General features: G+C 39.2%; 10 protein-coding genes. 5 read left to right on the top strand and 5 right to left on the bottom strand.

Features of this window, described 5'->3' with window-relative positions; all coding sequences use genetic code 11:
- Window positions 1-16 precede the first annotated feature (16 nt).
- Window positions 17-1,081, bottom strand: a complete 1,065-nt coding sequence (aroC, locus tag SJY09_RS04295; RefSeq protein WP_396637727.1) for a chorismate synthase — start codon at window positions 1,079-1,081, stop codon at window positions 17-19.
- Window positions 1,082-1,272: 191 nt separating this feature from the next.
- Here aroC and SJY09_RS04290 point away from each other — a divergent pair, with 191 nt between their 5' ends.
- Window positions 1,273-2,118 (top strand): UDP-2,3-diacylglucosamine diphosphatase, encoded by an 846-nt coding sequence (locus tag SJY09_RS04290; protein ID WP_396637726.1) that lies wholly within the window; start codon window positions 1,273-1,275, stop codon window positions 2,116-2,118.
- Here the strand turns inward: SJY09_RS04290 and SJY09_RS04285 are convergent.
- Window positions 2,115-5,027, bottom strand: a complete 2,913-nt coding sequence (locus SJY09_RS04285; protein WP_396637725.1) for an FAD-binding and (Fe-S)-binding domain-containing protein — start codon at window positions 5,025-5,027, stop codon at window positions 2,115-2,117. The two genes, SJY09_RS04290 and SJY09_RS04285, sit on opposite strands and share 4 nt — an antisense overlap.
- A 90-nt stretch (window positions 5,028-5,117) precedes the next feature.
- Between SJY09_RS04285 and SJY09_RS04280 the strand changes: the two genes are divergently transcribed.
- Entirely contained in the window at window positions 5,118-5,612 is a 495-nt protein-coding gene (locus tag SJY09_RS04280; protein ID WP_396637724.1) for a hypothetical protein, read from the top strand.
- Between the two features lie 100 nt (window positions 5,613-5,712).
- Entirely contained in the window at window positions 5,713-6,846 is a 1,134-nt protein-coding gene (locus SJY09_RS04275) for a redoxin domain-containing protein (protein ID WP_396637723.1), read from the top strand.
- A gap of 80 nt (window positions 6,847-6,926) precedes the next feature.
- Here SJY09_RS04275 and SJY09_RS04270 read toward each other — a convergent pair whose 3' ends face one another.
- Both SJY09_RS04270 and SJY09_RS04265 read right to left on the bottom strand, forming a co-directional pair.
- Complete coding sequence (locus SJY09_RS04270; RefSeq protein ID WP_396637722.1) at window positions 6,927-8,570, bottom strand: hypothetical protein; 1,644 nt, start codon at window positions 8,568-8,570, stop codon at window positions 6,927-6,929.
- A gap of 138 nt (window positions 8,571-8,708) precedes the next feature.
- Window positions 8,709-9,359 (bottom strand): rhomboid family intramembrane serine protease, encoded by a 651-nt coding sequence (locus SJY09_RS04265; protein ID WP_396637721.1) that lies wholly within the window; start codon window positions 9,357-9,359, stop codon window positions 8,709-8,711.
- Window positions 9,360-9,418: 59 nt separating this feature from the next.
- On the opposite strand from SJY09_RS04265, the gene SJY09_RS04260 reads away from it, so the two are divergent.
- Window positions 9,419-10,315: a lysophospholipid acyltransferase family protein gene (locus SJY09_RS04260; protein ID WP_396637720.1), complete on the top strand. Its 897-nt coding sequence runs from the start codon at window positions 9,419-9,421 to the stop codon at window positions 10,313-10,315.
- Between the two features lie 51 nt (window positions 10,316-10,366).
- On the opposite strand, the gene glmM is transcribed toward SJY09_RS04260, so the two are convergent.
- On the bottom strand, window positions 10,367-11,755 hold the full coding sequence (glmM, locus tag SJY09_RS04255) for a phosphoglucosamine mutase (RefSeq protein ID WP_396637719.1): 1,389 nt from the start codon (window positions 11,753-11,755) through the stop codon (window positions 10,367-10,369).
- 96 nt (window positions 11,756-11,851) lie between these two features.
- Between glmM and SJY09_RS04250 the strand changes: the two genes are divergently transcribed.
- Window positions 11,852-12,436 (top strand): ACP phosphodiesterase, encoded by a 585-nt coding sequence (locus SJY09_RS04250; protein ID WP_396637718.1) that lies wholly within the window; start codon window positions 11,852-11,854, stop codon window positions 12,434-12,436.
- Window positions 12,437-12,454: the final 18 nt, after the last annotated feature.

The following is a 12,454-nucleotide window of genomic DNA, read 5'->3' as shown; positions in this document are numbered from 1 at the left end:
GTCCAAAAAAGAAAAACTATAATTTAATCGTGCGGTTCAATAGGGCATAATCGGCTAAAACCATGGCTGTCATGGCCTCAACAATAGGTACCGCTCTCGGCACCACGCATGGGTCATGCCTGCCTTTTCCTTGGGTTTTCACGGTATTACCTTCTTTATCGATAGTTTCATAGGCCTGTATGACCGTAGCTACTGGCTTAAAGGCCACATTAAAGTAAATATCCATGCCATTACTAATACCACCTTGTACACCGCCACTATAATTGGTCTTAGTGGAACCATCGGAATTGAACTGGTCGTTATGTGCACTTCCTTTCATGGCAACACCATCAAATCCGCTACCGTATTCAAAACCTTTAACGGCGTTGATTGAGAGCATGGCTTTCCCTAATTCTGCATGCAACTTATCAAAAACAGGTTCTCCCAACCCAACAGGAACATTCTTGGCGACGCAGGTAATGATTCCTCCTATGGTATCTCCTTCTTTTTTAATCGATTTTATATAGGCTTCCATCTTTGCAGCCGTTTCTAGGTCCGGACATCTCACATTATTTGTCTCGGTTAAAGAAAGGTCCAAGTCCAGATAGCTTTTTTCAAGCTTTAGTTCCCCTACTTGGGAAACAAAGGCATCTATCTCCACACCCTTTAAAAATTGCTTGGCTATGGCACCTGCTACTACCCTACTTGCGGTTTCTCTAGCAGAGCTTCTTCCGCCACCACGATAATCCCTAAAACCATATTTCTTGTCATACACATAGTCCGCATGCGATGGTCTGTATGAATCCTTGATATGACCGTAGTCCTTGGATTTTTGATTGGTGTTATGGATAGCGAACCCAATGGGTGTTCCCGTGGTCTTCCCTTCGAACACTCCCGAGAAAAATTCAACCTCGTCAGGTTCTTTGCGTTGCGTCACAATAGCCGACTGACCCGGTTTACGTCTGTCCAGATCTTTTTGGATCGCCGCCATATCTAAAACTATTCCAGAGGGACATCCATCTATTACACCACCTATCGCCTTCCCGTGCGATTCTCCAAACGTACTAACCCTAAATAGGTTTCCAAAAGTATTTCCTGCCATACGAACATTAAAGGTCTAAGAACAAAGGTAATTTTTAAATCCATCAAAGAAAAATCCTCACCACACTTAAGATTAAATTAAACTTAGCGCAGATAGGTAATGTTTCCTTAACACTTTACTGATTTAAAAATGATATGATTTTATAAAAGTCATATACCATTAGGTTTAATTTTGCATATAAAATTCTTAGGTTGAGAAAAAGAAAGCTTGATATTGTAGTTATATCTGACGTACATTTAGGAACTTATGGTTGTTATGCCGACGAGTTACTGGTCTATCTGTCAAGTATAGAACCTAAGATTCTTGTGTTAAACGGAGACATTATCGATATCTGGCATTTTAGTGCTAGTTATTTTCCGCCTTCCCATTTAAAGGTGATAAAGAAAATAATTTCTATGGCCTCCAAAGGAACCGAAGTACACTATATTAAAGGAAACCACGACGAAGTGCCTAAACGCATCGTTAACTTCGCGATGGGTAATATAAAGTTCGGCGAAAGCCTGGTGTTAAATTTAGATGGAAAAAGAACATGGTTTTTTCATGGTGATATTTTTGACACTACCCTTTTGAACCCAAGATGGGTAAGTAAAATTGGAAATCTTGGCTTTCGATTACTTGATTATGCCAATAAGCTTACCAATTGGGTATTAAAAAAGCGGGGAAAGGAAAAATTCTCCCTATCCAGTCGGATAAAAGCTGCAAAAGGGGGTAGAAAACATATTTCTCGTTTTAAAGATATTGCAACAGATATTGCTTTTTCCCATAACTATGACACCGTAATCTGTGGCCATATCCATCAGCCAGAAAAAACATTTGTAGAGCGACATGCGGGAAATGTGCTTTACCTTAATTCTGGTGATTGGGTAGAAAATTTATCCGCTTTGGAATATTCCCTTAAACGTTGGAAAATTTATAGATATGCCAATGACAAACTTGTCCCATTTTTCATGGATACCGAGTTAAAGGAAATGGATATGAACACGCTTATAAAAACGATTACTTCCAAGAAAGAAAAAACTATAAAGGCAGCGCATTAAGGAAGTAGGGCTTCTTTTAAAACGCTTACCGGATGTTTGGCTATTCTTTTGGTACCGTCAAAAATCTGATGCCTACAACTTGTTCCATTAGCGGCGATTATGGTACTTGCCGCTGCTTTGTTAACCGCAGGGAATAATTTGAGTCCTCCAACCTTCATACTTACTTCATAATGTTCCTTTTCATAACCAAAGGAACCTGCCATACCACAACAACCCGAAGCGATAATGGTAACCTTATAATTTTTAGGCAGATTAAGGACGTCAAAAGTTACTTTCTGATTACTTAATGCTTTTTGATGACAGTGATTGTGAATCTTAACTACCTTTTCTTCTTCCGTAAACGCACTTGCATCAATTTGGCCATCACTAACTTCTTTAGCCAAAAACTCTTCTATTAAAAAGGAAGTATCCGCAATCTGTTGGGCCATTTTAGGGTTTTTGGACATTCTTTTGTATTCATCCCTAAAAGATAAAATAGCCGATGGTTCCAGCCCCAAAATAGGCAATCCCCTCTCACTGAACTTAGACAAGAGCAAACTATTTTTCTCAGCGAGTTTCTTTGCTTGTTTTAAAAACCCCTTGGACAGGAAGGTTCTACCACTTTCCGCATAGAACAATTCTATATCGTACCCTAAGCGCACCAATAAATCAATAGCATCTTTACCCACTTCAATATCTAGAAATCGCGTAAATTCATCAATATATAGAACGACTTTATTCTTCTTTACAACATATTGTTTTTTAATATTTTGTAAGTACTTATCGAAATTAAAACTATAAACTTTAGGAAGACTTCTTTCTTGCGCGATACCGCTGGTTTTTTTAAGTAAACCTCCAAGCATATTGGACTCATAGACCGCATTGGTTAAACCAGCTACTTTGCTTCCTATTTTGTTCAGTTTTGTATTGTAAGCAAAGAGTTTGCTTCTTAAAGGATAACCATTTGTTTCTTGATATTGGTACAGGAATTCTGCTTTAAGGGTAGCAATGTCCACATTACTGGGACACTCACTGGCACAAGCCTTACAGCTTAAACATAGGTCAAAGACCTCTTTTAATTCCTTACTATCAAAAGCATTTGTATTCTCAGGATTGGTCAATACTTCTCGTAAAGCATTGGCCCTTCCCCTGGTAGTATCCTTTTCTTTTTTAGTGGCATGGTAACTGGGACACATGCCGCCAGCCATATGATGTGTTTTTCTACAATCACCGCTTCCATTACATTTTTCCGCAGCTTTTAATATGCCCTCACTATCTGAAAAATTGAATAAAGTAGGCACCTTGGGTTCCTTTCGATCAATCTCATAACGAAATGATTGATCCATGGGATAAGGGTCCACGATTTTACCTGGATTAAAAATATTGTTAGGGTCAAAATAGGTCTTGATTCTTTTGAGCAGCTCATAGTTTTTGTCCCCTATCATCAATGGGATAAACTCTGCCCGAACAATACCATCACCATGTTCGCCACTAAAGGAACCGCTATATTTCTTTGTTAATTTAGCCACATCCGTGGTAATAGCCCTAAATAAAGTTACATCATCACCTTTCTTGAGGTTTAAAATAGGTCTTAAGTGCAGTTCTCCCGCACCGGCATGTGCATAGTAGACAGCCTTTTGATCATACCCCTCCATTATTTTGGTGAACTCCCCAATAAAATCCTTCAGGTCTTCCAAAGCGACCGCAGTGTCCTCTATACAAGCAACCGCTTTCATGTCCCCTACAATATTGCCTAAAAGCCCCAACCCCGCTTTACGCAGTTCTATTGCTTTGCTAATATCATTTCCCTTAAGAACAGGATTAGCATAACTAAGGCCAGACTTCTTAATCGTAGCTTGTAACTCTTGCACCAGTACATTCAATTCCAATTCATTATGAGCACTAACCTGTAGCATTAAAAGTGCCTCCGGGTCACCATCCACAAAGAAACGATTGGCCAATTGTTTTCGGTTGTTCTTGGTGCAATCCAAAATTACCTTATCCATCATTTCGCAGAGTTGCAAAGGATGCTTCATTACCGGTGCAACATCTAAAAGGCAATCTTCCAGCGTTTTATAATGTGTAACCACCATGGCCGAGTGTGTTGGTGGCAAATCATCCAAACTCAAGGTAATTTCGGTAGTAAAAGCAAGCGTTCCTTCACTTCCACAAAGTAAATTCCCTAAGTTTAAGCCCAGCTCAGGGCCATCAAAAAATGAGGATTTTAGCAACTCATCCACCGCATAACCTGTGTTTCTTCTATGAATTTCTGGTTTTGGAAATTGAGTAGTTATTTCATTTTTTATATTATTATCAGTTAACTCTTTATAGATATTATTATAAAGTGAAGCTTCACGTGTATTATCTTTAATTTTATGTTCAAATTCGGCTTTGGTAATGGTTCCGAACTCCGCCTCACTACCATCGGATAAAATTGTTTTTAGGGATACTACTTTATCTCGTGTAACTCCGTATTGGATAGAAGTTGTTCCAGAGGAATTATTACCTACCATTCCACCGATCATGCAACGATTGGAGGTGGAAGTATTTGGACCGAAGAACAGCCCGAAGGGTTTTAGATATTGATTTAGTTCATCCCTAATTACACCAGGTTGCACCGTAACTTGTTTCTTTTCTTTATCGAGCGCTATTATCTTTGTGAAATTCTTGGATACGTCCACCACAATTCCGTCACCTACGCACTGCCCTGCTAGCGATGTCCCTGCCGTACGGGGAATGAGTCCAACTTTTTGGTCATTAGCAAAACGTATGAGCCGCTTTATATCTTGCTTGGTTTTAGGCAAGGCGACTGCAACGGGAATTTTACGATACACTGAGGCATCTGTGGCATATAGACTTTTCGTGAGCTTATCATCCAGCAATTCACCCTCTAAGTCCGCAGCTAGATTGTAGAGTAATTTATTATTCAACTTGGCACAATTTTGGGTACTAAATTAAGTTTTATTGTTTGAGCTACATATGTAAAAGGCTCATTTTATTCATTAATTAAAGAAGAACTTATGAAAATTTTAAAATGTTTAACAGGATTTCTTTTTCTCTTTACCATTTCCATGAACGCTCAGGAAATTTCTGATCACGCCCTTGGTCTTCGGCTTGGAGACAGTGATGGCTTTGGTGCGGAAATATCCTATCAAAAGTCAATTGGTAGAACTAACAGAGTGGAATTTGACCTAGGGTGGAGAGACAGTCGTAACTTCAGTGCGTTTAAATTAGCAGGGCTTTACCAATGGGTGAGACCTATAGAAGGTGGTTTTAATTGGTATTATGGCGTTGGTGGAGGCCTCGGAAGCGTGGATTTCAGTCCTGTTCCCGGTCTAAACGATGATGGTGGACTATTTGTTTTTGCCGCTGGTGACATAGGAATTGAATATCATTTTGACATACCGCTTTTGTTGTCATTGGATTTTAGACCAGAGGTTGGCGTTGTAGGCTATAACGGCTTCTCGGATAATTTTGACTTTGACATTGGCCTTGGGATTCGCTATTTATTTTAAACAATTTTAACTTACTCTTAAGGCCTCAGTCCATCGACTGAGGCCTTTTTTTTTATGCTATTATATAAGTACCTTTGCCGCTACTAAAAAATTTGATTTTATGAAAAATAGCATACTATTCGTTATCTGCTTGCTTACGCTGGCAAGTTGTAATCAAGAACCTGACGGATTCACTATAGAAGGAACCTTAAGAGGCGAGGTCGAAGAAGGAACAAACGTATTTTTAAAAAAAATAGGGGATAATAATCAACCCGTAGAAGTAGACACTGCTACCATAGCCAATGGCATCTTTCAATTCAAAGGTATTTCGGCCACTCCCGAATTGCACTATATATTCGTGGACAAGGCCCAAGGATATACTGCTGTGATTCTTGAAAACGGAACTATTGAATTTAGCGCCCAAAAAGATAGTTTAGGATTTGCTGAAGTTAAAGGAACACTGCAAAATGATGTTTTTACCGATTATCTAGAAAAATCTAGAACATTGTCACAAAAAGCAAGGTCCATCCAAGAAGATTTGCAAAGGGCAACTAAAGATGGTAGTCCCCAAGCTTCTATTGTAGCGTTGAGAGATGAAATGCAGGAATTACAGGAAGAGTATAAAGGTTTTGAGTTGGATTATATTAAAAACAATCCAAATGCCCTAATTTCCGCATTGTTGCTTGATCGTGCGGTGGCCTCTAGAGCCATCAACAGTGAAGAAATAAAGACCATGTACGAAGCCTTGACACCAGAAATTAAAAATTCAAAGCCAGGTAAACGTGTTTTAGATGGCATTGAAAGTTTAAAAGTATCCGAGGAGGCAGAGAAAAATACTTCTATCGGTGCGAAGGCACCTGAGTTTTCAGGTCCAAATCCGGAAGGAGAGACGATTGCACTTAGTGACGTAATGGGGAAAGTTACTTTAGTTGATTTTTGGGCCGCATGGTGCAGACCCTGTAGAGCCGAGAACCCAAATGTAGTGGCCGTTTACAATAAATATCATGATAAAGGACTTAATGTGGTTGGCGTTTCCTTAGATAGAACTGCCGAGGCTTGGAAGAAAGCAATCGCTGATGACGGACTCGAGTGGAACCATATTTCCAATGTCGCATATTTTGATGACCAAATTGCAAAGCTTTATAATGTAGATGCTATTCCGGCAGCATTCTTATTGGATGAAAACGGCATTATAGTAGCAAAAAATTTGAGAGGACCTGCCTTGGAAGAAAAGGTGGCAGAGCTACTAAATTAGACTTAGCAACATATTTTATAAAAAAAGCCTGGACAATAGTCCAGGCTTTTTAGTTCAGTTAGGTTGGTATTATATTTTACTTAGAATTTATTTCTAACATCTCTATAGGTTCCATCTACCGTTATGTTCCCGTTTCGGGTAACACTTCCAAAGATATTGACTACAGAATTCTCACCAATGAATTCCACCGTAGCGCCATCATTAAGAATCAGGTCTCCATAAATTGTAAGGTTACCCTCTACTCTCAATGTAGCACCTGTTTCTACAATTACATTTCTTCTTCTGTTGTTACGGCCTACGACGAAGGTACCATTCATTTCAAAAAGGGCATTCTCGCCGATTGTGGCATTATTTCTAACGGTCCAAGAGCCGCATAATAATAGTGACCCATTTACATTGAAGTTGTTGAATCTTCTTGCACCTCGAAAAGCGCCGCCACTACCACTATTGATATTTAGGTTAGAACTACCGGAATAGGCCACCAAATTAGCACAACGGGCAACAAGACTTTCATTAGGCCTGTTTAGCTTAATAATCTGTAAACCTTCTTTACCGGAAGCAGCAAAAATATAATCATCTTTAGAGGCTACAAAATTGATAGAACCTTCTAATTGGATAATCCCGACCAAATCGGTATTGTCGTTCTGTTCTTCGGATAAACATAGACCGGCACCACCATTGGCCATTAAAAGGACATCCTCATTGGTGGCTACAGCATTGGTAACTTCATCGACGTCATCAACATTATCCGGATTTAAAAGGATCGGTACATATTCTATAAAATTTCCACTGGTGGCGTTATACACACCAGCTCCTTTTGATCCTTCTGCAACGATTATATGTTCACCGGAGAAGTCCAAGGTTCGTTTAGTATTTAATCCAAAATCGGAATCAATAGCAATATCCCTGATCACATTTAAATTTTGATCCATAATGCTTACTCCTTGACTAGCATCTAGAACGGCAACAAAATTGTCTTGAACCGCTACTGCTCTTAAATCCATAAAAGGAGCTTCTTTTGCAATGGATAGGTCTGTTTTATTATAAGCCTTTACAAAACCTTCTCGTCCACTGGTAAGAAAAACTTCGCTTCCAGAAACTTTGACATCTGTAGCGTTGAAACCTTCCTGAAAACCGTAGCTGATACCTGCATCAAGGTTCATTCGTCCATTAACCGCTTGAATTTTTGCTACGAACGAATTATCGGTCGCACGTACCGAACGTTCCGAATCAACACCACCCGCCAAATAAATGTAACCGTCATCATAGTCAATTGCATTGATATCGGCATTGGAATAATATAGTCTAGAGGTCACCCTTGGGTTATTAGGATCACTAATATTTATAATGTCCACACCGCCAGCATAGCCGTCCTCTACGGTATTGTAAGAAACATAAGCGTAATCTCCATCGACATCTACATGGGAAGCGGTAAGGTTCTGTCCTCCACTAAATGAAGGAACATCTACCTGAGCCACCAAAGTTAATGGATAATCACCAGCTTCATCATTTTTTGCAGTGCTTGCCTTTTTACCAGAAACCGTAGCTTCATCATATATATCAAGCACACCTGCTTTGTCATATAAAATACTATTCTCTAATAAAGTTTCGCTTGTTTCAAGTCTTAGGTCATCTTTTGCGGGCTCTTCGAAGACCGTAGTTTCATCACTACATGAAGATAAAGTAGTAAGGGCAACAGCTGTTAATAGTACTATTCTTTTCATAACTGAAAATAAGATTTGGTTTATTAAGTCATTCAAGAACGAACCAAACCTAATTCTCTTATGAAAGGCTTATGCTTTTCGACGAATTACATGATTTATTGGTAAGATGCACAATAATTGTAATCTAATTCTTACTTTTTATAACTTCCCAAGCTTTTCTAAAATAAAAAGGAGTATAATTGGTACTGCAAGTAGTAGCACCATCAAAGTATCTGTTTGCAAAAGACTTGGCATAAATAATAAAGTGGTAGCATAACCACCAATTGCTCCACCAAAGTGGGCGGTATGACCTATGTTACCAATTCTACTCTTCATGCCATAAATGGAATAGAGTAAATATCCGATACCCAAAATATAAGCAGGAATTGGGATAGGTATGAACATGATTCCCAAGGAGTCATTCGGCTGTAGCAAGATCGCTGCATAGAGTATCCCTGTTACCGCACCACTCGCCCCAACTGCAGAATAATAAGGCTCATCCTTATGAAAGAAAAGGGCCAATAGACTTCCTGCCAATAAACTTATAAAGTAAATGATGATAAACTTTGCAGGTCCAAACCAAGCAATGACTACATCTGCAAAGAAATATAGCGTAAACATATTAAAAAATAGATGCGCAATATCTACATGCAAAAAACCAGAAGTTAACATGCGCTCTTTTTGTCCGGCCTTTATGGCACCGATACCAAATTTATACCGGTCAAAAAAATAAGAATCGTTAAAGCCTTTTAGTGAAACGAGTACGTTTGCAGCTATTACTGCTATGGTGGCAATGTGCATATTGTTCATGAAGAAACCCTTAAGTTTGGCATCAAATATAGCTATATTTGCTCACTATATCCTCTTGCATGCAACTACTGATATTCGTCATAACCTATCCTTTTTTATGGTTCATATCCATATTACCACATCGGCTATTCTACGGTTTTTCCGATGTTGTTTTTTTTCTGGTATATCGTGTTTTCGGGTATAGGAGAAAAGTGGTTCAGGATAATCTGCGTCTGGTTTTTCCCGAAAAGAGCGAAAAAGAAATACATCGAATAGAAAAAGACTTCTTTAGGCATATGTGCGATATGTTCTTGGAAACCGTTAAAACCATGAACCTGAGTAAAGAACAGGTCCGAAAAAAGTATGATGTTCAAAATATTGAAGTTTTAAGGGAACTCGAAAAAGACCGTAGTATTTTAATCGTTTGTTCGCACTACGCCAATTGGGAGTGGAACGTGAGTATTAATAATTACGTGAAATCAAAGGGGTACGCCGTGTACCAAAAGATTGGAAATGCCTACTTTGATAAATTCATTAAACGCGTTCGTGCACGTTGGAACACGACCCTTATTACACAACAACAGACCGTAAAAACGGTAGTCCGGGACAAGCGGGATGGCGTAATCGGAATTTTTGGAATGGTCAGTGACCAATCTCCCCAAGCACACAGAGCGCAGTACTGGGCAGATTTTATGGGTATCAAAGTACCCATATTCAATGGCGCGGAAACTATGGCGCGAAAATTGGACCTTGCAGTCGTTTTTTTAAAAGTGAGTAAGGTTAAACGTGGTTATTACAAGGCTGAATTTATTCCGATTGCTGTTAGCGGCAAGCAGACCCAGGAAAATGAAATTACGGACACTTTCTTGCGTTTGACCGAACAGCAAATCAGGGAAAAGCCAGAACACTATCTGTGGACACATAAAAGATGGAAACATCGAGGAAAAGCACCAGCATCTTTTGCCAAAATAGCATAAAAAAATGCCCTTGAGGAAAGGGCATTTTTATTTGTTTACAAGCGAATCCTGCTAAATCTTGGCGATAGCTTTAATCTCTTCAATAATTCTATCCGCCAAAGCATTCGCTTCACTTTGGCTCTTTGCCTCTGTATAAATTCTGATTATAGGCTCTGTGTTCGATTTTCTTAAGTGTACCCAATTTTCAGGGAAATCAATTTTAACCCCATCAATCGTAGAAATCTCCTCATCCTTATATTTTTGGGCCATGGCCTCCAATATACCGTCTACATCCAACCCTGGAGTTAACTGTATCTTCTTCTTACTCATGAAATAGCTTGGATAACTAGCGCGTAGTTCCGCAACCGTGCCGCCATTTTCTGCCATAAGCATTAAGAAAAGTGCCGAACCTACTAAAGAATCCCTTCCATAATGACTTTCAGGATAAACAATACCGCCATTGCCTTCTCCGCCGATGATAGCCTTATTTGCTTTCATCTTGGTAACCACGTTCACTTCTCCCACAGCAGCTGCTTCATAGGAACCACCGTGCTTTTCTGTGATATCACGAAGCGCACGGGACGAAGAAAGATTGGAAACCGTATTTCCCTTAGTTTTACCCAGCACATAATCTGCACAGGCCACCAAGGTGTACTCTTCTCCGAACATTTCACCATCATTGCTAATAAATGCTAAACGGTCTACATCCGGGTCTACAACGATACCAAAATCGGCCTTCTCCTTGATCACCAAGTCACAGATATCCTTTAAATGTTCCTTTAATGGCTCCGGATTGTGCGGAAAATGTCCAGTTGGGTCGCAATACAACTCCACGACCTCTACGCCTAATTCCTTGAGTAATTTTGGTATGGCAATACCGCCGGTAGAATTAACACCATCTACCACCACTTTAAATTTAGCTTTACGGATGACATCGGCATCAACTAAGGGCAAATTCAGTACTTCATCAATATGTATATCGATATAACTATCATTTTTTGATATGGCTCCCAAATCATCGACCTCCGAAAAATCAAAATCTTCCTGCTCCGCTATTTCTAGAATTTTAGCACCTTGTGCAGCATCTAAAAATTCACCTTTCTCGTTCAAAAGTTTTAAGGCGTTCCATTGCTTTGGATTATGACTTGCTGTTAGGATAATACCGCCATCTGCCTTTTCTAAGGGAACAGCAATCTCAACAGTCGGTGTGGTCGATAGATCCAAATCTATAACATCGATACCTAACCCTACCAAGGTAGAAACAACCAAGTTTTGTATCATTTCTCCGGAAAGGCGGGCATCTCTTCCAATAACTACCTTTAATTTGTCTTTGTTGGAATAGTCCTTTAGCCAAATACCGTAGGATGCTGCAAATTTTACAGCATCTATTGGGGTTAGGTTATCTCCAGGTTTTCCTCCTATGGTGCCCCTGATTCCGGATATAGATTTGATTAGTGTCATAAAATGGTTATAAGTTTTTTGCAAATATAAAGTTCTATCGTCAATTGAGAGTTTAGCAATTCGTAAATTCGATAGCGATAAAAGTATTCTCGTTCAATGAACTTCCTCGCACACATATACCTTTCTTTTGGCGACAAAGAAATTACTATTGGTAACTTTATTGCGGATAGTATTCGAGGGAACAAGTTTAAACATCTTCCTCCCAGAGTACAGCAGGGCATTACCTTACACCGCCACATTGATACGTTTACGGATACCCATGACATACCCAAAATAAGCAGCAAGCGTTTGCACAAAAATTATAGTCATTATAGCAGGGTCATCGTAGATATTTTCTACGATCATTTTCTTGCAAAGAATTGGAGTCGTTATTCCGATATACCTCTAGCAGTTTTTGTAGATGATTTTTATGACCTTTTGGAGGATAACTATACTATTTTACCAGATGGGGTAAAACGTATGATGCCTTATATGATTGCCGATAACTGGATTTACAACTACTCCAAAATGGAGGGTATTGCCAAAGTATTGAACGGGATGAACCGCAGAACTAAAAACAAGTCTAAAATGAATTTTGCAATTCTGGATTTAGAAGAACATTATGCCGATTTTGAAAAGGAGTTCACGCTATTTTTCGAAGAATTGATTATCTTTTCGCAACAAAAGTTCAAATCATTATAGCTAATCTCAATACCACAA

Source organism: Maribacter sp. R77961 (genome assembly GCF_044594925.1).
GTDB lineage: Bacteria > Bacteroidota > Bacteroidia > Flavobacteriales > Flavobacteriaceae > Maribacter.
The sequence above is the reverse complement of the archived record's forward strand: the minus strand, read 5'-3'. Positions and strand labels throughout refer to the sequence as shown.

Bases quoted from the DNA above. Each gene is read 5' to 3' on its own strand.
- SJY09_RS04275 (WP_396637723.1), top strand. From the start codon at position 5,713: ATGAAAAATAGCATACTATTCGTTATCTGCTTGCTTACGCTGGCAAGT.
- SJY09_RS04250 (WP_396637718.1), top strand. From the start codon at position 11,852: ATGAACTTCCTCGCACACATATACCTTTCTTTTGGCGACAAAGAAATT.
- aroC (WP_396637727.1), bottom strand. From the start codon at position 1,081: ATGGCAGGAAATACTTTTGGAAACCTATTTAGGGTTAGTACGTTTGGA.
- glmM (WP_396637719.1), bottom strand. From the start codon at position 11,755: ATGACACTAATCAAATCTATATCCGGAATCAGGGGCACCATAGGAGGA.
- SJY09_RS04280 (WP_396637724.1), top strand. From the start codon at position 5,118: ATGAAAATTTTAAAATGTTTAACAGGATTTCTTTTTCTCTTTACCATT.
- SJY09_RS04265 (WP_396637721.1), bottom strand. From the start codon at position 9,359: ATGAACAATATGCACATTGCCACCATAGCAGTAATAGCTGCAAACGTA.
- SJY09_RS04270 (WP_396637722.1), bottom strand. From the start codon at position 8,570: ATGAAAAGAATAGTACTATTAACAGCTGTTGCCCTTACTACTTTATCT.
- SJY09_RS04260 (WP_396637720.1), top strand. From the start codon at position 9,419: ATGCAACTACTGATATTCGTCATAACCTATCCTTTTTTATGGTTCATA.